The organism is Aestuariibius violaceus, assembly GCF_040779325.2.
GTDB lineage: Bacteria > Pseudomonadota > Alphaproteobacteria > Rhodobacterales > Rhodobacteraceae > Aestuariibius > Aestuariibius violaceus.
Genome location: NZ_JBFONT020000006.1, coordinates 33,494 through 53,450 on the forward strand (window position 1 = coordinate 33,494; position 19,957 = coordinate 53,450).

23 protein-coding genes are annotated in these 19,957 nt (G+C 66.2%); 21 read left to right on the forward strand and 2 right to left on the reverse strand.

From position 1 onward, the window contains the following. Positions 1 to 14 precede the first annotated feature (14 nt). From aztA to AADZ90_RS16935, 10 genes are read left to right on the forward strand one after another with little or no spacing between them, the layout of a single operon-like run. Positions 15 to 758, forward strand: coding sequence for a zinc ABC transporter ATP-binding protein AztA (aztA, locus tag AADZ90_RS16890; protein WP_367311232.1), 744 nt, complete (start codon positions 15 to 17; stop codon positions 756 to 758). Further along, positions 755 to 1,624 carry a metal ABC transporter permease gene (locus AADZ90_RS16895; protein WP_367311231.1) on the forward strand — a complete coding sequence of 290 codons (870 nt, stop codon included), beginning with the start codon at positions 755 to 757 and terminating at the stop codon, positions 1,622 to 1,624. The genes aztA and AADZ90_RS16895 overlap by 4 nt, the downstream gene beginning before the upstream one ends. 13 nt (positions 1,625 to 1,637) lie before the next feature. Beyond that, a complete protein-coding gene (locus tag AADZ90_RS16900) occupies positions 1,638 to 2,672 on the forward strand; it encodes a metal ABC transporter substrate-binding protein (RefSeq protein WP_367311230.1) in 1,035 nt (344 codons plus the stop codon). Between the two features lies 1 nt (position 2,673). Then, complete coding sequence (locus AADZ90_RS16905; protein ID WP_367311229.1) at positions 2,674 to 3,609, forward strand: NAD(P)/FAD-dependent oxidoreductase; 936 nt, start codon at positions 2,674 to 2,676, stop codon at positions 3,607 to 3,609. After that, on the forward strand, positions 3,606 to 4,817 hold the full coding sequence (locus AADZ90_RS16910) for a GTP-binding protein (RefSeq protein WP_367311228.1): 1,212 nt from the start codon (positions 3,606 to 3,608) through the stop codon (positions 4,815 to 4,817). The genes AADZ90_RS16905 and AADZ90_RS16910 overlap by 4 nt, the downstream gene beginning before the upstream one ends. Continuing rightward, entirely contained in the window at positions 4,814 to 5,449 is a 636-nt protein-coding gene (locus tag AADZ90_RS16915; protein ID WP_367311227.1) for a DUF1826 domain-containing protein, read from the forward strand. The genes AADZ90_RS16910 and AADZ90_RS16915 overlap by 4 nt, the downstream gene beginning before the upstream one ends. Continuing rightward, on the forward strand, positions 5,449 to 5,739 hold the full coding sequence (locus tag AADZ90_RS16920; RefSeq protein WP_367311226.1) for a DUF6525 family protein: 291 nt from the start codon (positions 5,449 to 5,451) through the stop codon (positions 5,737 to 5,739). Before AADZ90_RS16915 ends, AADZ90_RS16920 begins: the two co-directional genes overlap by 1 nt. Next, positions 5,736 to 6,791, forward strand: coding sequence for a CobW family GTP-binding protein (locus tag AADZ90_RS16925; RefSeq protein ID WP_367311225.1), 1,056 nt, complete (start codon positions 5,736 to 5,738; stop codon positions 6,789 to 6,791). The genes AADZ90_RS16920 and AADZ90_RS16925 overlap by 4 nt, the downstream gene beginning before the upstream one ends. Positions 6,792 to 6,835: 44 nt before the next feature. Beyond that, on the forward strand, positions 6,836 to 7,459 hold the full coding sequence (locus AADZ90_RS16930; protein ID WP_367311224.1) for a DUF1007 family protein: 624 nt from the start codon (positions 6,836 to 6,838) through the stop codon (positions 7,457 to 7,459). After that, positions 7,447 to 8,346, forward strand: a complete 900-nt coding sequence (locus tag AADZ90_RS16935) for a nickel/cobalt transporter (RefSeq protein ID WP_367311223.1) — start codon at positions 7,447 to 7,449, stop codon at positions 8,344 to 8,346. Before AADZ90_RS16930 ends, AADZ90_RS16935 begins: the two co-directional genes overlap by 13 nt. A gap of 252 nt (positions 8,347 to 8,598) precedes the next feature. On the opposite strand, the gene AADZ90_RS16940 is transcribed toward AADZ90_RS16935, so the two are convergent. Continuing rightward, a complete protein-coding gene (locus AADZ90_RS16940; RefSeq protein WP_367311222.1) occupies positions 8,599 to 9,228 on the reverse strand; it encodes a TetR/AcrR family transcriptional regulator in 630 nt (209 codons plus the stop codon). 77 nt (positions 9,229 to 9,305) lie between these two features. On the opposite strand from AADZ90_RS16940, the gene AADZ90_RS16945 reads away from it, so the two are divergent. After that, the gene (locus AADZ90_RS16945) at positions 9,306 to 10,277 is read left to right on the forward strand and encodes an alpha/beta hydrolase (protein WP_367311221.1); all 972 of its coding nucleotides are present in this window, start codon (positions 9,306 to 9,308) and stop codon (positions 10,275 to 10,277) included. 237 nt (positions 10,278 to 10,514) lie between these two features. Here AADZ90_RS16945 and AADZ90_RS16950 read toward each other — a convergent pair whose 3' ends face one another. Then, positions 10,515 to 11,600 (reverse strand): polyheme membrane-associated cytochrome C, encoded by a 1,086-nt coding sequence (locus AADZ90_RS16950; RefSeq protein ID WP_367311220.1) that lies wholly within the window; start codon positions 11,598 to 11,600, stop codon positions 10,515 to 10,517. Between the two features lie 174 nt (positions 11,601 to 11,774). Between AADZ90_RS16950 and AADZ90_RS16955 the strand changes: the two genes are divergently transcribed. The 10 genes from AADZ90_RS16955 to AADZ90_RS17000 all read left to right on the forward strand — a co-directional run bounded on the left by AADZ90_RS16955 (position 11,775) and on the right by AADZ90_RS17000 (position 19,926). Further along, positions 11,775 to 13,007 (forward strand): hypothetical protein, encoded by a 1,233-nt coding sequence (locus tag AADZ90_RS16955; RefSeq protein ID WP_367311219.1) that lies wholly within the window; start codon positions 11,775 to 11,777, stop codon positions 13,005 to 13,007. After that, positions 13,004 to 13,786 carry an RnfABCDGE type electron transport complex subunit D gene (locus AADZ90_RS16960; RefSeq protein WP_367311218.1) on the forward strand — a complete coding sequence of 261 codons (783 nt, stop codon included), beginning with the start codon at positions 13,004 to 13,006 and terminating at the stop codon, positions 13,784 to 13,786. Before AADZ90_RS16955 ends, AADZ90_RS16960 begins: the two co-directional genes overlap by 4 nt. After that, positions 13,779 to 14,564, forward strand: a complete 786-nt coding sequence (gene nqrC, locus AADZ90_RS16965; RefSeq protein WP_367311217.1) for an NADH:ubiquinone reductase (Na(+)-transporting) subunit C — start codon at positions 13,779 to 13,781, stop codon at positions 14,562 to 14,564. Before AADZ90_RS16960 ends, nqrC begins: the two co-directional genes overlap by 8 nt. A gap of 2 nt (positions 14,565 to 14,566) precedes the next feature. Next, positions 14,567 to 15,220, forward strand: a complete 654-nt coding sequence (locus AADZ90_RS16970; RefSeq protein ID WP_367311216.1) for an NADH:ubiquinone reductase (Na(+)-transporting) subunit D — start codon at positions 14,567 to 14,569, stop codon at positions 15,218 to 15,220. Then, on the forward strand, positions 15,217 to 15,816 hold the full coding sequence (gene nqrE, locus AADZ90_RS16975; protein ID WP_367311215.1) for an NADH:ubiquinone reductase (Na(+)-transporting) subunit E: 600 nt from the start codon (positions 15,217 to 15,219) through the stop codon (positions 15,814 to 15,816). Before AADZ90_RS16970 ends, nqrE begins: the two co-directional genes overlap by 4 nt. Beyond that, a complete protein-coding gene (gene nqrF / locus AADZ90_RS16980; RefSeq protein WP_367311214.1) occupies positions 15,813 to 17,033 on the forward strand; it encodes an NADH:ubiquinone reductase (Na(+)-transporting) subunit F in 1,221 nt (406 codons plus the stop codon). The genes nqrE and nqrF overlap by 4 nt, the downstream gene beginning before the upstream one ends. Before the next feature lie 3 nt (positions 17,034 to 17,036). Next, complete coding sequence (locus AADZ90_RS16985) at positions 17,037 to 17,990, forward strand: FAD:protein FMN transferase (RefSeq protein WP_367311213.1); 954 nt, start codon at positions 17,037 to 17,039, stop codon at positions 17,988 to 17,990. A gap of 8 nt (positions 17,991 to 17,998) precedes the next feature. Continuing rightward, positions 17,999 to 18,178 carry a hypothetical protein gene (locus AADZ90_RS16990; RefSeq protein WP_367311212.1) on the forward strand — a complete coding sequence of 60 codons (180 nt, stop codon included), beginning with the start codon at positions 17,999 to 18,001 and terminating at the stop codon, positions 18,176 to 18,178. Then, positions 18,175 to 18,573, forward strand: coding sequence for a CBS domain-containing protein (locus AADZ90_RS16995; protein WP_367311211.1), 399 nt, complete (start codon positions 18,175 to 18,177; stop codon positions 18,571 to 18,573). Before AADZ90_RS16990 ends, AADZ90_RS16995 begins: the two co-directional genes overlap by 4 nt. Before the next feature lie 381 nt (positions 18,574 to 18,954). Further along, positions 18,955 to 19,926 (forward strand): tripartite tricarboxylate transporter substrate binding protein, encoded by a 972-nt coding sequence (locus tag AADZ90_RS17000; RefSeq protein ID WP_411997072.1) that lies wholly within the window; start codon positions 18,955 to 18,957, stop codon positions 19,924 to 19,926. Positions 19,927 to 19,957: the final 31 nt, after the last annotated feature.

A 19,957-nucleotide genomic window follows, 5' to 3' on the forward strand; every position in this document is an offset into this window, starting at 1 on the left:
TCTCCGGGGGGCCTATGACCTACGCCGTTGCCTTCAAGGACCTCACGCTTGGCTATGACCGGCATCCGGCGGTCCACCATCTTGAGACCCGCATCGATGAGGGAAGCCTGACGGCCATCGTCGGCCCGAATGGCGCGGGAAAATCGACGCTGCTTAAAGGGGTAACCGGCGCCCTTGCGCCATTGGAGGGGCGGGTTTCCTTCGGAACACTCGCGCGGGCGGACATCGCCTATCTGCCCCAGCAATCCGAGATCGATCGCACGTTCCCGCTCTCGGTGATGGATCTGGTGGCGATGGGGCTCTGGCGAAGAACCGGCGCCTTCGGACAGCTTCGGCGCAGCGACCGCAGGTCCGTTCGGGACGCCATCGCGGCGGTCGGCCTCGACGGGTTTGAAAACCGGCCCATCGGATCGCTCTCGGGCGGTCAGATGCAACGGACGCTCTTCGCTCGTCTCCTGCTGCAGGATGCCCGGCTGGTGCTGCTGGACGAGCCGTTCACTGCCGTGGACGCCCGGACCACGGCAGACCTCATTGGCGTGGTCCGCAACTGGCACGGCGAAGGGCGCACAATCCTGGCCGTCCTGCATGACGAAGATGTCGTCCGGTCGCATTTCCCGACCACGCTGATGCTGGCCCGTGAAATGGTGACGCACGGACCAACCGCGCAGGTCCTGACCGCCGAAAACCGGTTCCGCGCCCGGCAGATGTGCGAGGCCTGTGCGGGCCCGCCCCATATCTGCGGACGGAGTGCCGCATGATCTGGGACCTCGTCATCCAGCCCTTCGCCGATTTCGGCTTCATGCGGCGGGCCCTCCTCGGATGCGTCGCGATCTCGGTCGGCGCGACGCCGGTCGGCGTCTTTCTGATGCTGCGCCGGATGAGCCTGACCGGGGACGCGATGGCCCATGCGATCCTGCCGGGCGCCGCGGTCGGTTACCTGATCTCGGGCCTGTCGCTTGGCGCCATGACCATCGGAGGGCTGGTGGCCGGAATGGTCGTGGCCCTTCTTTCGGGGTTCGTGACCCGCATGACCAGCCTGCGGGAGGATGCGAGCCTTGCAGCCTTCTACCTGATCTCGCTGGCTTTGGGCGTTCTGATTGTATCGACACGCGGCAGCAATGTGGATCTGATGCACGTGCTGTTCGGCACCGTCCTGGCGCTTGATGATGCGGCGCTGATCCTGCTCTGCTCTATCGCCAGCCTGTCTGTCCTGACGCTCGCGCTGTTCTTTCGGCCGCTGGCTCTGGAATGCGCCGATCCGGGCTTTCTGCGCTCGGTCAGCCGGCTGAGTGCGGTGACGCATTTCACCTTCCTGACGCTCGTGGTGCTGAACCTCGTGGGCGGGTTCCATGCCCTCGGCACGCTTATGGCGGTCGGCATCATGATCCTGCCGGCGGCCGCCGCGCGGTTCTGGGCCGTCGGCATCGGCGGGTTGATCGCGACGGCCATCGCCGTTGCCATGTTCGCCAGCCTGACCGGGCTCCTGCTTTCCTACCATTACAGCCTGCCCTCCGGCCCGGCGATCATCCTGGTGGCGGGTATCGCCTACGGGCTGTCGCTGATCCTCGGACCGGTCGGCGGACTTGCGGCGCGGGCCTTCCCGCGCCGCCACTTCGAAGCCTGAAAGGACCTCTTGAATGCAAAGCCGCAGAACACTCCTCAAATCCGCGACAGCTCTTGTCGCAGCGCTGTCGCTGGCCGCACCCGCCATCGCCGAGACCAATGAACCGCTTGCCGTGGTCGCGACCTTCTCGATCCTTGGCGATATGGTCGAACGGATCGGCGGCGATCACGTTGCGGTCACGACGCTGGTGGGGCCGGACGGAGACGCGCATGTCTATCAGCCGACCCCGGCAGCCGCCCGGGCGGTGAGCGAGGCGGAGGTCCTCGTGGTGAACGGCCTGGATTTCGAAGGCTGGCTGGACCGCCTGATCGACGCCTCCGATTTCAATGGCGCGAGGGTGGTCGCGGCGGAGGCTGTCGAGCCGATCGCCTATGAGGACGACCATGAGGAGCACACCGAAGCGGAGAGCCATGATCACGATGACCACGATCATGAGGAAGCGGTGGAAGCTGCGACCCATGACCACGATGACCATCACGATCACCATGCCGAAGCGGGTCACGACCACCATCACCACGGGGCCTTCGACCCCCATGCCTGGCAGAGCCTCGAGAATGCGGTTGTCTATGTCGACACCATAACGGCAGCCCTCGCCCAGGCCGACCCGGACAATGCGGGTACCTTCTATCAGAATCGGGCCAGCTATGTGGCCGAGATCGAGGCACTCGATGCCGAGATCCGCGAGATTGTCGCGGATCTTCCGGCAAGCCGCCGGACCATCGTCACCTCCCATGACGCGTTCCAGTATTTCGGGCGCGACTACGGCCTGACCTTCCTCGCCCCGCAGGGTCTGAGCACGGACTCCGAGGCCTCCGCGCAGGAGGTCGCCCGGCTGATCGAAGAGATCCGGGAGCACAACATCTCCGCCGTTTTCGTGGAAAACATCGCTGACAGCCGTCTTCTGGAGCAGATCGCGGACGAGACCGGGGCCACGATCGGCGGCACGCTCTATCCCGGCGCCCTATCCGGTCCGGATGGCCCGGCGCCCACCTATCTCGACATGATGCGCCACAACCCGACAACGCTCGCCCAAGCGTTGGGGTCGTGAGATGAACGACGGACCCTATGACGTCGCGATCATTGGCGGCAGCTTCGCGGGGCTGACGGCGGCCTTGCAGCTTGGCCGCGCCAGCCGTCGGACGCTCGTGTTTGACGCAGGTGCGCCGCGAAATCGGTTCTCGCCAGCGGCGCATGGCGTCCCGGGATGGGATGGCACCCCGCCGGGCGAGATCCTTGGGCGCTTCCGCTCCGATCTTGCGGCTTATCCCAGCGTGCAGATCCAGGCAGACCGCGTGGTCCAGGTGGACGGCAGGCAGGACGCGTTCTCGGTCGAGACAGATGGCGGCGATCGGGTCTCTGCCCGCCGGATCGTGCTCGCGCACGGCGTTCGGGACATTCTGCCCGACATTCCAGGACTGGCCGAGAACTGGGGGCGCACGGTCCTGCACTGCCCCTATTGCCACGGTTACGAAGTGCGGGATCGCCCGCTGGCCGTGCTGGCAACCGGACCCATGGCGGCGCATCAGGCACAACTCCTGCGCGCCGACTGGAGTGAGGCCGTCACGCTTTTGACCGCTGGGATGGGCGGCTTCGATGCTGATGCTTTGACCAAGGTTGGGGTCAAGGTGGATCCGCGCAACGTCAAAGCCGTGAGATCTGATGCGACGGGCCTGGCGCTTACCTTGTCGGATGGCGCTCCGATGGCGGTCGCGGCTCTCTTCCTTGGCCCGACCGCGTCGATCGCGGAAACCCCGGCGGAGCATCTGGGCTGCGCCCTCGCCGATGGGCCGATGGGGCCTTACGTGCAGGTCGGCCCGATGGGTCAAACCTCGGTTCCGGGCGTCTTCGCCGCCGGAGATCTCGCACGGCCCGCCCCCAACGTGAACTTCGCGATCGCCGATGGAACCCAGGCCGGTATCGGGTGCCACGCATCGCTTGTCTTTCCCGATTTCGTCCAACCGCTCCAGCAAGAGGTTGCAGCATGACCGACCCACGCCTTCCCGTCACCGTCCTTTCCGGCTTCCTCGGGGCCGGCAAGACGACGCTCCTGAACCGTGTGCTCAATAACCGCGAGGGGCGGCGCGTCGCGGTGATCGTCAACGATATGTCCGAGGTGAACATCGACGCCGATCTCGTGCGCGCCGATACCGAGTTGAGCCGCACCGACGAGACCCTCGTCGAAATGTCGAACGGCTGCATCTGCTGCACCCTGCGCGACGACCTTCTGGCCGAGGTGCGCCGTCTGGCAGCAGAGGGCCGTTTCGACTACCTGCTGATCGAATCGACAGGCATTTCAGAGCCCCTGCCCGTCGCCGCGACCTTCGAATTCAGGGATGAAAACGGCGAGAGCCTGTCGGACGTCGCCCGGCTCGACACGATGGTCACGGTGGTCGACGCCGTGAACCTGATGCGGGACTATTCCAGCCACGATTTCCTCAGCGATCATGGCGAAACCCTGGGCGAGGACGATGAACGGACGCTCGTTCACCTGCTGACCGACCAGATCGAATTCGCCGACGTCGTCATCCTGAACAAGGTCGACGATGCCGGGCCCGACAAGGTCGACGCGGCCCGCAAGATCATCCGCAGCCTGAACGCCGATGCCGCGATCATCGAGACGAACCAGTCCAATGTCCCGGCGGACAAGATCCTCAGCACGGGCCTCTTCGATTTCGAGAAGGCGCATGAGCATCCGATGTGGGCCAAGGAGCTTTACGGTTTCGCCGACCACGTCCCCGAGACCGAGGAGTATGGCGTCACGAGCTATGTCTACCGGGCCAGGCGCCCCTTTGTCCCGGAAAAGATCATGGCGGTGCTGGATGGGGACATGCCGGGCGTGATCCGCGCCAAAGGGCATTTCTGGATCGCCACGCGCCCCGATTGGGTGGCCGAGTTTTCGCTGGCGGGCGCGTTGTCGTCCGTCAAGCCGCTGGGCACCTGGTGGGCTTCCGTCCCGAAAGACCGCTGGCCCGATCACGAAAGCGCCCGTGCCTATATGCGATCCAACTGGCAGGAACCATGGGGCGACCGACGGCAGGAGATCGTCTTTATCGGCGCGGGCATCGACTGGCCCGCTCTGAAAGCGCGCCTCGATGCGGCGCTCATGCCACAGGCTCTGGCCGCGGGGCCGGATACCTTGCCCGACTTGCCGGACCCCTTCCCTGCCTGGCGCCGCGCCGAGGCGGCCGAATGAGCCTGGCCGAGCAAAGCCGTCCAGAGGCCGCCATCGGCGTGACCGTGACCGACGCGCCCAAGGGCCTCTCCGCAATCTGCAATCCCGGCTGCGCCGCTGCGATCTGGCGGCGGCAGGCAATGCCGGGCTTCCAACGTTGGATCGACGCTCTGGACCCCGGGCAATTGCCGGACGGGCGTGTGATCCTGCAACCTGATGCCGTGCGCCAGACCGTCCTCCAGCTCTGCCAGCTATCCGGACTGCCGGATGCGCCGGAGCGGGACAGGCTGATCGCCGACATCGCTGCCCTGGCCGATATCTTCGCCGGGCTGATGGATGCCAGGTATCTGCAATTGCGGCTGACTGCCGTAGCGACGAATGCGTGCCGCAGGTTCCATGTCGATGCAGTCACGGCGCGGCTGGTCTGTACCTATCGCGGGACCGGAACGCAGTACGGGCCGTCGACGGACGGCGCCGATCCGCAGCAGGTCGCCACTGTTCCGACCGGCGCGCCGATCCTGCTGCGCGGCACGCTCTGGCCGGGCGAGCCACCGTCGGGGCTGTTGCACCGGTCGCCTCCGATCGAAGGCACGGGCGAGACCCGTCTCGTCCTGGTGCTTGATCCCGTCTTCGACCTCGACGAGGTCGATTGATGCCCGGCAATCGCGGCCAGACGAGCCTTAAGCTCAAACGCAGGGCCGAAGACCCCATGCGCGAATTCGACCGGCTGCCCGCCGAACTTCGGATCTGGCTCGCCTCGGCCATGCTGCCCTGGCGGCCTCGTTCCGTCCGCCGGACCTTCGATCGCGCGATGGCACGGGTGGGCAACACAGCAAACGCGCTCAAGGAACTGGATCGGATCGAAGAGCGTCTCGTCGCCAAGGATGCCGCGGCGATCTGGGGCCGGAACCACCCGCTTGCAACGTCGCGGATCCGGTCATGACGCGGATCCCCGTGACCATCCTCACCGGGTTTCTCGGCGCCGGGAAGACCACCCTCTTGAACAGGCTGATCGGCGAACCGGGTTTTGGCGACAGCGCCATCATCGTCAACGAATTCGGCGAAGTGGGCATCGACGGTGGCCTGATCGCGCCGGGCGATGAACGGGCCTTCGCCATGTCGACGGGCTGTCTTTGCTGCACCAGCGCCGGGGACGTGCGCCTGACGCTGTTGCACCTCCTTGAGCAGGCCGAGCTTGGCACCGGGCCCTCCTTCGACCGTGTGATCATCGAGACGACCGGGATCGCGGATCCGGCGCCGGTGCTTCAGACCTTCATGACGAACCGCTACATGCTCAGCAGATTCGTGCTGAACGGTGTGGTGACCCTTGTCGACGCAGTCAACGGACCGTACGCCATAGACCGGTTCGAAGAGGCGCGCCGCCAGATTGCGCTGGCTGATCTTCTGGTCGTCACCAAGAGCGACCTGGATGGCGGCGCCGACACGCAAAGCGATGCTCTCAGGCTGGAAACGATGTTGACCCTGCTAAACCCGAATGCCCGGATCCTCGATGCCGGTCAGGTCACGGCAGAGACGGCGTTTTCCCTAGCGGCGTTCGATCCGGCAGGCAAGCCGCCCGATGTACGCGCATGGCTTCGGTTCGATCACGCGGCCCATGACCATCATCACGATGTGAACCGCCATGGGGATACCGCGACGGCTTACTGTTTCTCGGCGACCGGGCCGGTCGATCCCAAGGGATTGGACGACGCGATCACAGAGCTCCAGACAACCTTCGGTCCGGACCTGTTGCGCATGAAGGGACTGGTCGAACTGGCCGGGTATCCGGGCGCGCCGCGTTCGGTCCATGTGGTCGGGCCTGTGACCAGCCCACCCCGGCTGCTGGATGGCTGGCCGGATGGCATCGGCGAGACCCGGCTCGTCCTGATTGTGGGCGGTCCCGCGCGGGAGACGGCGCCAGAGGTTCTGATGGCCGCACTTCCTCAGTTGCATGCCCTCAAGGCGACAACGGGTTCGCCCGAGGTGGCCGCTTGAAGCGGTGCGGTCCGATACGCCCCCTGCGCGCAGCCGCCCTTGCCGTGGCGGCGGTTCTCGCGGCCGGACCTGCCCTGTCTCATCCTCATGTCTTCGTGGATGGCGGCGTTGATTTCGTCTTCGGGAACGATCAGCAGATCGAAGCTCTGAAAGTCACGTGGCTCTATGACGAATTCGAGACGCTCTACACGCTCTCGGTCCTTGAGCTAAGCCTCAACGATGCGGGCGGTCTCGATGAAGCGGACCGGCTTGAGCTTGTCAGGCGGCTCAGCGACTGGCCAGACGATTTCGACGGCTCGGCCCATCTCTCCATCGAAGGCGAGCCGGTTCCGCTCGCATGGCCGGAAGGTCTCGATGCGCGAATGGTCGATGGCCGCCTTCTGATCACCTTCACGCGCCCCCTCGAAGAGCCTGTGAAGCTTGCGGGCCGCCCGGCAGAGGTCGCCTTCTACGAATCCACCTACTTTTTTGCCTTCTCCGTCACCAACCCGCCGCAGCTCATCGGCGCCGCAGACCCGTGCAGCGCAACCGTGATCCCAAACGATCCCAATGACCAACCCGAAGAGCTTCGCGCCACGCTCGCAGCTCTTGGTCGGGAGGAAACGCCCGGGATCGCAAACGTGGGCGCCCTCTTCGCAGACAGGATCATGGTCACATGCGCATCCTGATCGTTCTTCTGCTGATCGCCACGCTGCTTGGGACAATCCTCCTGAGCATCGATTTCTCGGGTGTGGCGCGATGGGCCGTCGAACAGCAACGCGCCTTCCAGAACGACATCGCCGGCGCTGTGAGAGATCTGCAAAGCGGTGCACCCGGCGCCATCGCGGCGCTTCTGGCAGCCGCGGCGGCCTACGGGTTCGTCCATGCCGTCGGCCCGGGGCACGGCAAATACCTCATCGGCGGTGTGGGCCTCGGCTCGTCGGTTTCGGCGGGGCGCCTTTCGGGGCTGGCCCTGGCATCCAGCCTCGCCCAGGCCGTCTGGGCCATCGTCCTCGTCTATGGCGGCTTCTTCCTCCTCGAAGTATCCGCCCGCCAGATGACCGTCCTGGCCGAGGAGTACCTGGCACCGGCCAGCTACATCGCCATCGCCTCGGTCGGCGTGGTGCTCGTATGGCGGGGCGCCCGGGCTCTTTCACGGCAGGTCGCCCCTCGACACCGCGTCGCCCATGCCCATGCCCACGCCCATGGCGACTGCAGCTGCCACTCACACGGACCCTCACCTGAGGAAGCCGCCAAGGTCTCATCCTGGCGCGACGCGATGGCACTGATCGTCAGTATCGCCATCCGCCCCTGCACCGGCGCCATCTTCCTTCTGGTCATCGCCTGGCAGATGGATATTCAGCTTGCCGGAGCGCTGGCGGTGATCACGATGGGCCTCGGCACTGCCGCTCTAACATCCCTCGTCGCTTTATCCAGCGTCGCCGCCCGCACAATGGCCTTCGCATCTGCCGACAGGATGGGCGCCATGGCGCTGGCGTTTCCGTCGATCCAGGTTCTGGTGGGGGTTCTCATTATCTGGACAAGTCTGATGCTCCTGGGCGTCTTGACTGGCTGATAGGGATCTCACGCAGCGACCCTGGTGAGGCTAAGGCAAAGCGAAGGTGTTCCTGGCCGACGGCCGCTCAATGGCACCAACAGACGAAAGACCGGCGATCTCGTTCCGTTGACGTTTCCGCACCACGGCTTGCGCAGTTGCGACCCATGTCTCCTTCGACAGGCTGCGGCGCGACAACAATTGCTGGGTCGGATCATCGCTCGTCGGACGCGAAGAACCTGCGTTTGCGGCGGGCCGCATGACAAGCCGAGGTCAAGAGCGCTTCTCGATGCCATCTATATACGCGCACATCATGTGCTGAAGCTGGTCCGCAAGGCGATGCGGCTCTGCGAATGTACCATCGTCTTCAATGAACCATCGGTGAACAGCCGCGTCAGCAACGTCAAAAAGCAGCTGGGCAGCAACACGGTTCTGACCGACATGGCGTTTCAGGGAACCGGCGATGCCTTCGATTGCTGCGTCACGCAGCTTGTCGACGCGTTCGCGGATATTCGGTGAGATCGGCACCTCGGATGACAGCACCCGATGGAGTTGAGGATCGTCTTTGTGGAGCGTGACGATGCCGTCCACGAGCACTCGCACGACATCGTCCGGCTTGGACGCTTGGGCAAAGGAAGAGGATGCGGCAGACATCAGTGCCTCACCCTTTGACAGGTGATCATCCGCAATCGCATCGACCAGCGCTTGCTTGTTCGGAAAGTATTCATAGAGCGACCCGATGGAGACGCCGGCGCGTTTCGCGACGATGTTTGTATTGAACCCATCCCAACCCTCCCTGGCGAGAATCTGAGCCGCAGCCTCCTGAATTGCTGCGACGGTCGCCTTTGAGCGGCCTTGTTTTGGTTTGCGGACAATGGCTTGGCGCCGACCTGCTGCGGTCATCTGATGATCTCCGAACCCGAGTAAAAAATCCGAGTAAATACTCAATATCATCAGTATCGAAACGAAGGAACGATATGATGAACACTTACGAAGGCTCCCTGTCATGGTCGCGGTACCGCGAGATTCTTGCCGATCGCTTCGATATTCATTTCGAACGCGAACCTGTTGAAACCTGGACGTCGATCCGCGGTCACGAGGTCCACATTGATGAGTGGCGGCCCGAAGGTCCCAAGAAAGGCACGCTGATCCTCGTCCATGGTGCGGGCGGAAATGGCCGTATCCTTGCCCCCTTTGCAGCCTTTGCCGCAGAACTGGGATGGCGTGTGCTTGCTCCCGACCTTCCAGGGTATGGTCTGACAAAACCAGCAAATGGCTTCCGCTGGGATTATGAAGAATGGCCTGCCATTGTCGCCGACCTGGCGGACGGATGCGCAGGCCCCGTCGTCCTGATGGGCCTCTCCTTGGGGGGAATGACGGCGGCATTCGCCGCAGAGGCGTCGCGCAACGTGTCAGGTGTGGTTGCCACGACGCTTCTCGATATGGGCAGACCCGGCATTTTCATTCGCGCCGCGCGTTGGCCCTGGCTGGGCCTGGCAACGCTGATCGGCTTTCGTTTGATGCCCAGGAGTGTCGACCGCTTGGCCATGCCCCTCTGGCTCATCGCGCCAATGCGCAAGATGACAGCCGATCCCGCATTACGCGGCTACTTCTCGACCGATCCATTGCTGGGACGACTTCGGGTGCCGTCGCGTTTTTTCCGTATGATACATGCCCGAAAGGCGACCAGTATCCGGCTGCGCTGTCCCTTGCTTCTCGTCCATCCCGGTGCCGACCTCTGGACCCCAACGGTGCTGAGCAAACCGGCCTACGATCGTGTCGAGGGTGACAAGCGGCTGCGCGAACTGCCAAACGGCTCGCATCTGCCGCTGGAGCAACCAGCGCTCCGGGAACTGCAAGAGGAAGTCAGCGCCTTTCTGGCTTCTGTACCCCCGGTCGTCGTCGACCTTCCGCCCAGCGATGCTGCAGCGGATAAGAGAAATCCATGCTAATCCGTTGTGCGGCAGCCATGTCACTCCATACCAAAAGCGGCCGTTTGGCTTGGAAACCCATAAGTCTACCTTTCCCGCCTTACCGACCTTGGCACCCAATGCGTCAACGGTTCGCTCTGGGCCAAGTGCTTGACGTCTGGGCCAATATCGCGCGACGCGGCGTGTCGGTCGGTCTCCAACAATCCGCGCCATCGAAGCAAAGGGCGCAACGTCCGGCAGGCGGGCCGCATCCCGGGATCAGGGGCGCACAAGCCCCTCCATATCGACCTCGACCTGCTCGGACAGGCTGCTCAGGCTGTCATGGAGCAGCTGCAGCGCGTAATGCGGGTTGTGGATATGGGCCGCGCTGTCCTTCTCGACGAACTGGTAATTGTAGGCCGCCTGCAGCAGCCGCGGCGTCCAGGTCTGATACCGGTTCGGGAACGCGGCCTCCCCGTCCGAGACGGCGCCATCCCCATCCGTGTCGATGAAGAAGTAGGGATAGGCATCCGCATAGATGATCGGCGTCCCGGCCACGTCGGCCGCATAAAGCCCGATCGCCTCGCCCAGCCGGTCATGCAGCGTCGCGATCGGATCGGCGATCCCCTCGGCCACATCGCCATCCCCGTCGAAATCCACCCGCGAGAACCGGATGTCGGTGAACTCGTCGACCCCCTGGTGGCAGGTGGAGCAATTGTCGATGCTCACCACCTCCAGCGAATGGGGCCGGTGGCAATCGACGCATTGCGCGAATTGCGGCACATGGGTGAAGGGGCCGTTATACGCCTGCCCCTCGTATTCGAACCCGCCCCGCACAGCCGATCCCATCAGGGTCGCCGCCGACGGCGCATAATGCACGTTGATGAACTGAAGATCGGCCGACACCGCATCCTCGTCCATCCCGTTGACCGCATTCGCCACGCTCACCGTCGACGCCCGCCCCTGGTGGCAGACCGCGCAAACGGCCGAGCTGCCGAAGGTGTCGATCATCGCCCCCGACTGGAACGGGACCGAGACCAGCGCCTCGGCCGCGTCGCTATGACAGGCCGAACATTCGACGACCTCCCCCAGCGCCACCGCATGATCGATCCGGCCCACGGGCGACATCGGCCCGCTCAGGTAATCGGTCACCCCCGTGGTCGAGTGGCAGACCGCGCAGGTCCCCGGGATCTCCCCGTCCTCGTCCCAATGGGTGAACGCCCCCGAACTGCCATCGGCATGCGGCGAGGCCAGCCAGGCTTCGGTGATTTCCTCGATCGTCGGCTCCTGCGCCGCCGCGGGAAGGCTCAGGATCAGCGCCAGAACCGTGGCAATACTCGAACCTGCTGCTGGGAAACGGCGCATGGCTGGGCTCACTTTCGCTTTTTCGGACTGCGACAAACCTGCCGCCATTCCCCCACCCGCTCTTTGACGAAAATCAATTCGCAGAACATCCCCGCCGCCTAGGCTGCCGCTGATCAACATGTGGCCATCCTCCAGCGCGCGGGTGAGCCAGACACTCGTAAGGATGCCGCTGGCGTGGCTGAGGCACGTTTCAGGATACGGAAAGGTCTGGCCATCGGCCGGTCCAAGCCGCCTGCCGACCCGTCCATCCGCGCCGCACTCCCCACCCGGATCGCCCTGATCGGCGCCGATTATCCCGGCCTGCGCCCCGCCTTCGAGGTCGCCGAGGGCGACACGGTCACCCGCGGCCAGGTTCTCTTCCGCGACCGCAAGCACCGCGAGGTCGCCGTCACCGCCCCCATGGCGGGCCGCGTCACGGGGCTCGATTACGGCCCCCGCCGCACCCTCGCGCTCCTGACCATCGAGCGCACCGCCGAGCCCTCCGAAACCGGGACCCCGAACATCACGACCACCCGCGAGACGCTTCTGGCCTCCGGCCTCTGGCCCGCCTTCCGCACCCGCCCCTACGGCTACATCCCCGGCCCCGACGACCACCCACAAGCGATCGTCGTCAACGCCGTCCGCACAAACCCCGCCGCGCCCGACCCGCGCCTGGTCATCGCCGATGCTCTGGACGCCTTCGCCGAAGGCCTCCGCCGCCTGACCGAGCTCACCGACGGCCCCGTCTTCCTGGCCCGCGAACCGGGCGCGCCGCTCACCGCCCCGATCGACGGCGTCCAAGACGCTACCTTCACCGGCACCTCCGCCGCCGGCCTCTCCGGCACCCAGATCAACCGCCTCCACCGCGCCGGGCCGGACCGGCAGGTCTGGAGCATCGGCTACCAGGACGTCACCGCGATCGGCCAGCTCTTCCAGACCGGCACCCCGCCCGGCGACCGCATCGTCGCCATCACCGGCCCCCTCGCCCGGGCGCCCGCCCTCATCCGAACCCGCCTTGGCGCCGATCTCCGCCAGCTCGCCGCAGGCCACATCACTCAAGGCACCCCCTGCCGCCTCCTCTCGGGCGATGCCACCTTCGGGGCCGAGGCCGCATTCCTCCGCCGCGCCGACGACCAGATCACCCTCGCCCCGCCTGCCCGACCCACCCGCGGCTGGCGCAGCGCGCTGACGCGCCACGCGGCGATCACCCCCACCGCCCGCCTCGACCGCGCCCTCGCGCTCGACATCCACGCGGTCCCCCTCATGCGCGCGCTCGCCATCGGCGACACCGAAACGGCCGAACGGCTCGGCTGCCTCGAACTCATCGAAGAGGACGTCGCGGCCCTAACCGCGCTCTGCACCAGCGGCGCCGACTATCCCCGCCTCCTGCGCGAGGTCCTCGACCAGCTCGCGGAAGAGGCCGCATGACCCCGCTTCGCCAGGGCGGCATCGCCGCAGTCACTTTCGCCCAAGGCCTCGCGCTCGTCCCACCGCTTGCGGTGGTTCTCGCTAACGAAGGCGCCCCGCAGATCGCGCTCCTCCTCACCGCCCTCATCGCGGCGCTTTTCTGGGAGGGGCTCTTCACCGTCCTCCGCAAGAAACCGGTCACAGCGAACGGCCTCACCACAGCCCTCATCGCCGCTATCCTCGTCCCCGCCGACCTCCCGCTCTGGCAACTCGCCGTCGCCCTCTCCCTCGGCGTGATCCTGGCCGAGCTTATCTTCGGCGGGCGCGGCTTCGGCTTCCTCAGCCCCGCGACAGTCTCGCTGGCGCTCCTCCTTTTCTCCTTTCCGCAGACCGTGCTGCGCCCGATCACCCCCGACCTGGCCCTCGCGACCCTCCCCGGAGCCCTCCTGCTCCTCGCCTTCGGCCTCCTCTCCTGGCGCGCCGCCGCCAGCTTCATCGCTGCGCTCTTCGCCTTCATCGCCCTCACCGGCGGCCCGCTCGACCCCGCCGCCACCCTCACGGCCATCTCATTCGCGCTGATCTTCCTGATCTGCGACCCCTTCGCCGCCGCGACCACCAATCCCGGCCGCTGGCTCTACGGCGCGCTCGCCGGCGGGCTGGCCCTCGTCTTCGCCGGCGGCACCATCCCGCCCATGGCGGCGCTCATCTCCGCCGCGCTCTTCGCCGGAATCGTTGCCCCGCTCATCGACCACCTCGTGGTCCTCGCAGACGCCGAACGACGGAGGCGCCGCCTTGGCTGACACCCCTGCCCCCCAACCCAACAAAGACGACCGCCTGCGCGTCTTCGCCGTCGCCATCACCGTGGCGCTGGTCTGTGCGATCGTCGTCTCCGTCAGCTCCGTCCTCCTGCGCCCCTATCAGGAGGCCCATCTCGAAGCCGAACGGCAGGCCCGCATGGACGCCATGCTCGACGCCCTGCCCGGCATGCGCGAGATCATGGAGGAAGCCGGCGTCGACAGCCTCTCCACCCGCATCGTCGACCTCGAAACCGGCATCTTCGACCCCGACATCGATCCGGCGAGCTTCGACCAGCAGACCGCAGGAAACGACCCGAACCGAAGCGTCCCCATCCCGCCCGAACAGGACGTGGCCGAGCTGCGCACCCGCGCCCGCCACGCCCCCGTCCACTTCCTCGACCGGGACGGGGAACTCCTGCTCGTCGTCCTCCCCGTCAGCGGCACCGGCTACCAGTCGACCATCCGCGCCATGCTGGCCCTCGAGGCCGACCTCAACACCATCGCCGCGCTGACGATCACCGATCAGGAGGAAACCCCCGGCCTCGGTGCTCGCATCGAGGATCCCGTCTGGCTCGCCCAATGGCCGGGCAAGGAAATCGCGGACGAGACGGGGCAGATCGAAATCTCGGTCGTCCGCGGCCAGGCCAGCGGCCCCCATCAGGTCGACGGCCTCACCGGCGCCACCCGCAGCTCCAACGGCGTGGGCAACATGCTGCGCTACTGGCTGGGCGATCACGGCTTCGGCCCCTTCCTCGACAGGCTGGCCGAGGAGGGTCTCTGACAATGGCATCGCTCCTGCGCCACGTGACCGGCCCGGTGATCGACAACAACCCGATCACGCTCCAGATCCTCGGCATCTGCTCCGCGCTCGCCGTCACCACGTCGCTCTCGACCGCGCTCACCATGTCGGCCGCGCTGACCGTCGTGCTCTGCCTCTCGTCGGGCATCATCAGCCTGATCCGGCACATGATCCCGAGTGTCATCCGGCTGATCATCCAGATCATCATCATCGCCTCGCTGGTGATCGTGATCGACCAGTTCCTGCGCGCCTTCGCGTTCCAGATCAGCCGCGAGCTGTCGATCTTCGTGGGCCTCATCGTCACCAACTGCCTCGTCCTCGGCCGGGCCGAGGCCTTTGCCATGTGGAACCCACCGCTGCCGTCCATCCTCGACGCGCTCGGCAACGGGCTCGGCTACAGCACGATCCTGATCCTCGTCGGCACCATCCGCGAACTGCTCGGCCAAGGCACCCTTTTGGGCTACACGATCCTCACGCCCGTCTCCGAAGGCGGCTGGTTCGAACCGCTCGGCCTGATGCAGCTCGCCCCCAGCGCGTTCTTCATCATCGGCTTCCTGATCTGGGCGATCCGCACCCGCTGGTCTACCCAGGTCGAACGCCCCGCCTTTACGCTGAAACCCCGGCGGGCCGCGCGATGACCGACCTGCTCCTCGCTTCCGTCTTCGAACAGAACCTCGCCCTGTCCTTCTTCCTGGGCATCTGTACGTTCCTCGCCGTCTCCCAGCGCTTCGAAACCGCCCTCGGCCTCGGCCTCGCGCTGATCGTCGTCCAGACCATCACCGTCCCGGTCAACAACCTGATCCTCAATGGCCTCCTCACCGAAGGCGCCTGGGCCTGGCTCGGCCTGCCCGAAATCGACCTGACCTTCCTCAGCCTCATCGCCTTCATCGGCGTCATCGCCGCGATGGTGCAGATCCTCGAGATGACGCTCGACCGCTTCGCCCCCGCGCTCTACCGCGCGCTCGGGATCTTCCTGCCGCTCATCACCGTGAACTGCGCCGTCCTCGGCGGCAGCCTCTTCATGGCGGAACGCCAGTACAGCTTCACCGAATCCGTTGTCTACGGCTTCGGCGGCGGCCTCGGCTGGGCGCTCGCCATCATCTGCTTCGCCGCCATCCGCGAGCGGCTGAAATACAGCGACATCCCAGACGGGCTCCAGGGCCTCGGCAGCGCCTTCCTCGTGACCGGGCTCATGTCGCTCGGCTTCGCAGGCTTCGCGGGGGCCACCCCATGACCGAGATCCTCTTTGGCAGCGCCGTCGTCGTGGCCCTTGTCCTGACCCTCAGCATCGTGGTCATGACCGCCCGCACCCTGCTGATGCCCGCCAAACCGGCCACTCTCACGGTCAACGGCGCCCACCGGATCGACACAACCACCGGCGAAAAGCTCCTCGCCGCCCTCAAGGATAACGGCGTCCTCATCCCCTCGGCCTGCGCGGGCGCGGGCACCTGCGGCCTCTGCCGGGTCCGGATCACCGACGGCGCGCCCCCGACCCTCCCCGTCGAGGCGGCCAAGTTCACGAAGGCCGAACTGCGCGACGGGCACCACCTCGCCTGCCAGGTCACCCTGCGCGACGATATGGGGGTGCAGGTCCCCGACGAACTCATCGGTGCCGAACCCTATGAGACCACCGTTATCTCCAACCGCGCCCTCACCCCGCTCGTCCGCGAGATCGTCCTGCAGGCGCCCGAAGGCCTCGACGCCGACGTCTTCGCCGGCGCCTTCATCGAGGTGACGGCGCCCCCTTACAGCCTCGCCTATGCCGATCTCGACGTGCCCGACGCCTATGCCGAGATCTGGCAGCCCCTCCGCAGCCTCCACGCCGCCGCGACCGAGGACACCACCCGCGCCTATTCCATCTCCAACCGCGCCGAGGATACGGCTGCCGGCCGCTTCGTCCTCGACATCCGCCTCGCCCTGCCGCCGCCCTCCAGCCCCGGCGTGCCCCCCGGGATCGTCTCCTCCTGGCTCTTCTCGCTCTCCCCCGGCGACACAGTGACGACCGCCGGCCCCTTCGGCAGCTTCCGCGCCCGGGATACGGACCGAGAGATGGTCTTCATCGGCGGCGGTGTCGGCATGGCGCCCCTGCGCGCCCTCATCCACGAACAGCTGGCCGACCCCACCTCGACCCGCAGAATGAGCCTCTGGTACGGCGCCCGCAGCGAAACCGAGCTCTTCTACGCCGAAGAAATGGACGCCCTCGCCGCAGACCACGACCGTTTCAGCTGGACGGTCGCCTTCTCCGACCCCAGCCCGTCCGACACCCGCACCGCCCCCACCGGCTTCATCCACACCATCGCGCTCGACACCTATCTGCGCGACCATCCCGCGCCCGAGGCCTGCGAATACTACCTCTGCGGCCCGCCGCTGATGATCCGCGCCGTCCTCGCCATGCTCGACGACCTCGGCGTTGACCGAGACAGCATCTTCCTCGACGATTTCGGAGTGTAGGCGATGATCCTCACCAGACGTCAAACCCTCCTCGGCGCCGCCGCCCTCGCCCTCACCGGCACGCAGGCGCAGGCGGCGCACACCCTCGCAGGCCACGCCTTCGGCAGCACCTGGCGCATCGTGACAGACCGGGACGATCCGGCCCTCCGGCAAACGATCGACCAGATCCTCACCGACATCGACCGCACCATGTCGCCCTACCGCGCGGCCTCAGACGTCACCCGCTTCAACACGACGCGGACGACCGGCTGGCAAACCGTCTCCGCCTCCACCGCCCATGTCACGCAAGAGGCGCTGCGCATCGCCGACCTAACGGGTGGCGCCTTCGACCCCACCGTCGGCCCCCTCGTCGGGCGCTACGGCTTCGGCCCGATCACCGGCGATCTCGGCTCCTACCAAGACCTTGCCGTCCAGGGCAGTCAGGTCCGAAAGGCGCAGCCCGGCCTGACGATCGACCTCTGCGGCATCGCCAAGGGCCACGCGCTCGACCGGATCGCCGCCGCACTCACCGCAAGCGGCCACATCGACGCCCTGATCGAGATCGGCGGAGAGGTCCGTGCCCTCGGCCACCACCCCGACGGCCGCCCCTGGCAGGTCGCCTTGCTCGACCCGCTGGCAGAGACCCCCACGGCCCGCCGGATCATCACCCCCGGCCCGCTGGCCCTCGCCACCTCCGGCCCCACCGAAAACGGCCTCGCGAACGGACGCGTCACCGCCAGCCACATCATCGACCCGTCCAAGGGCACGATGGCGCCGCCCCGGATCGCCTCCGTCTCTGTCCTCGCGCCCACAGGCACCCGGGCCGACGCCTTCGCCACTGCCCTCTGCGCCGCGGGGCCAGAGGCTGGCATCGCGCTCGCCAAAAACCTCGACCTCCCCGCCCTTTTCCTCCTCGCCGAGGGCCCTTACCCACGCGAGGTCATCACCGGCCCCTTCGCCGACCACATCACCGCCTGAGAGGCTCCATGGAAACCATCCTCTTCGCCCTCGCCATCATCCTCCTCGCCATCGCGGGGATGGCCATCGGCGTGATCGCCGGGCGTCCGCCGATCAAGGGCTCCTGCGGCGGGCTCGCCTGCGCCAAGGGGATCAGTTGCGGCGTCTGCAAGGCGCGTCGCGGCGCCTCACAGGATCCCTCCCCATGACCGACATCGCCCTCGTCGCCGACTACATGGTGACCGACATCGCCACCCTCTCCCCGGAGATGGAAATCAACCGCGCGATGAACGTCCTTCTCGACAACAACATCTCGGGCGCCCCGGTCGTCGATGAAACCGGCGCGCTGATCGGCGTCCTGTCCCAGAAGGATTGCCTCAAGGCCGCGATCGAGGCGAGCTATTACCGCGACTGGGGCGGCACCGTCGCCAAATACATGTCGACCGACGTCAAGACGCTGCCCGCCGGGATGGATATCCTCGCCGCCGCGACCGCATTTCTCGAAAGCCCCTACCGGCGCTTTCCCGTCCTCGAAAACGGCCGCCTTGCCGGTCAGATCAGCCGCGCTGACGCCCTGCGCGCGCTGCGCGACAACTGGCCCTGAGGGCGCTTGGCCGCCAAAAACAATCATGCCCGAAAGGGTGGATTGTACCCCTGCGTTGCTGGCAAATCCCCCACCGCGCGGTCCGTTACCACGCCGAAGTCCAACGCAATGTCCGACCAAAAGCCGACGCGATGCCGACAGGATGCCGACACGCCATTTCCCTTGTTTTGCAGCCGTTAACCCCTGATTCGCGGGGCTTCGTGAAAAATGCACCGATAAGCGGCGACGAATGCGTTGAGATTTGAGGCGTCTCCCGACGGAGACCGCCATCACCCACCGCCCATCGAACTCGGCGGTTGACGTTGGGTCCAATGCCCAGCAACTTCCATCCCAATGACGCGCAAGGCGGCGGATCAACCGCCCCGCACCTGGGAGGAGAACATGACCAAACTCAAGACGATAGCCGCTCTGACGGCGGCAACCATGCTTGCTGGACCGTTTGCCCATGCCGAAGGCCATCAGGTGGTGGACGAGATCCACTTCCTGATCCCTGGCGGCGCCGGCGGCGGCTGGGACGGTACCGCCCGCGGCACCGGCCAGGCCCTGACCGAAGCGGGCCTCGTCGGCAGCGCCACCTATGAAAACATGTCCGGCGGCGGCGGCGGCAAAGCCATCGCGCACCTGATCGAAACCGGCGATCCCGGTATGATGATGGTCAACTCGACCCCCATCGTTATCCGCTCACTTCAGGGCGTATTTCCCCAGAGTTTCCGGGACCTTACGCCGGTTGCAGGCACCATCGGCGACTACGCCACGCTGGTCGTGAATACGGATAGCGAGATCGGCAGCTTCCAGGATCTGGCCGACCGCTACGCGGCCGATACGGGCTCCGTCACCATCGGCGGCGGCTCCGTCCAGGGCGGCATGGACCACATCGTCGCCGCCCTCATCATGCAGAATGCCGGCGCCGACCCGACCGACATCCGCTACATCCCCTACGACACCGGCGGCCCCGCCATGGCGGGCCTCCTGTCGGGCGAAATCCAGGCCCTTTCCACCGGCCTCAGCGAAGCAATCGAGCTGGCCCGCCAAGGCGAGGTCCGCATCCTCTGCGTGACATCGACCGAGACGGTGCCCGCCGCCGAAGAGGTCCCCACCTGCGACGCCGCCGGCGCCCCCGGCACCGATTTCGTCAACTGGCGCGGCTTCTTCGCCGCCCCCGGTATCTCGGACGAACAGGTCACCGCCTACCAGGACGCGCTGGCCGCCATGTACGACACCGACGAATGGGAAGAGATCCGCGCCCGCAACGGCTGGGTCGAGATCTTCAACCCGGGCGACGAGTTCGTGACCTTCCTCGAAGCCCAGGAACAGCAGATCGGCGACCTGATGCGCCAGCTGGGTTTCCTTTAAGAATCAAGGGCGTCCGGCATCCGGGCGCCCC

Bases quoted from the DNA above. Each gene is read 5' to 3' on its own strand.
- aztA (WP_367311232.1), top strand. From the start codon at position 15: ATGACCTACGCCGTTGCCTTCAAGGACCTCACGCTTGGCTATGACCGG.
- AADZ90_RS16895 (WP_367311231.1), top strand. From the start codon at position 755: ATGATCTGGGACCTCGTCATCCAGCCCTTCGCCGATTTCGGCTTCATG.
- AADZ90_RS16900 (WP_367311230.1), top strand. From the start codon at position 1,638: ATGCAAAGCCGCAGAACACTCCTCAAATCCGCGACAGCTCTTGTCGCA.
- AADZ90_RS16905 (WP_367311229.1), top strand. From the start codon at position 2,674: ATGAACGACGGACCCTATGACGTCGCGATCATTGGCGGCAGCTTCGCG.
- AADZ90_RS16910 (WP_367311228.1), top strand. From the start codon at position 3,606: ATGACCGACCCACGCCTTCCCGTCACCGTCCTTTCCGGCTTCCTCGGG.
- AADZ90_RS16915 (WP_367311227.1), top strand. From the start codon at position 4,814: ATGAGCCTGGCCGAGCAAAGCCGTCCAGAGGCCGCCATCGGCGTGACC.
- AADZ90_RS16920 (WP_367311226.1), top strand. From the start codon at position 5,449: ATGCCCGGCAATCGCGGCCAGACGAGCCTTAAGCTCAAACGCAGGGCC.
- AADZ90_RS16925 (WP_367311225.1), top strand. From the start codon at position 5,736: ATGACGCGGATCCCCGTGACCATCCTCACCGGGTTTCTCGGCGCCGGG.
- AADZ90_RS16935 (WP_367311223.1), top strand. From the start codon at position 7,447: ATGCGCATCCTGATCGTTCTTCTGCTGATCGCCACGCTGCTTGGGACA.
- AADZ90_RS16940 (WP_367311222.1), bottom strand. From the start codon at position 9,228: ATGACCGCAGCAGGTCGGCGCCAAGCCATTGTCCGCAAACCAAAACAA.
- AADZ90_RS16945 (WP_367311221.1), top strand. From the start codon at position 9,306: ATGAACACTTACGAAGGCTCCCTGTCATGGTCGCGGTACCGCGAGATT.
- AADZ90_RS16950 (WP_367311220.1), bottom strand. From the start codon at position 11,600: ATGCGCCGTTTCCCAGCAGCAGGTTCGAGTATTGCCACGGTTCTGGCG.
- AADZ90_RS16960 (WP_367311218.1), top strand. From the start codon at position 13,004: ATGACCCCGCTTCGCCAGGGCGGCATCGCCGCAGTCACTTTCGCCCAA.
- AADZ90_RS16970 (WP_367311216.1), top strand. From the start codon at position 14,567: ATGGCATCGCTCCTGCGCCACGTGACCGGCCCGGTGATCGACAACAAC.
- nqrE (WP_367311215.1), top strand. From the start codon at position 15,217: ATGACCGACCTGCTCCTCGCTTCCGTCTTCGAACAGAACCTCGCCCTG.
- nqrF (WP_367311214.1), top strand. From the start codon at position 15,813: ATGACCGAGATCCTCTTTGGCAGCGCCGTCGTCGTGGCCCTTGTCCTG.
- AADZ90_RS16985 (WP_367311213.1), top strand. From the start codon at position 17,037: ATGATCCTCACCAGACGTCAAACCCTCCTCGGCGCCGCCGCCCTCGCC.
- AADZ90_RS16990 (WP_367311212.1), top strand. From the start codon at position 17,999: ATGGAAACCATCCTCTTCGCCCTCGCCATCATCCTCCTCGCCATCGCG.
- AADZ90_RS16995 (WP_367311211.1), top strand. From the start codon at position 18,175: ATGACCGACATCGCCCTCGTCGCCGACTACATGGTGACCGACATCGCC.
- AADZ90_RS17000 (WP_411997072.1), top strand. From the start codon at position 18,955: ATGACCAAACTCAAGACGATAGCCGCTCTGACGGCGGCAACCATGCTT.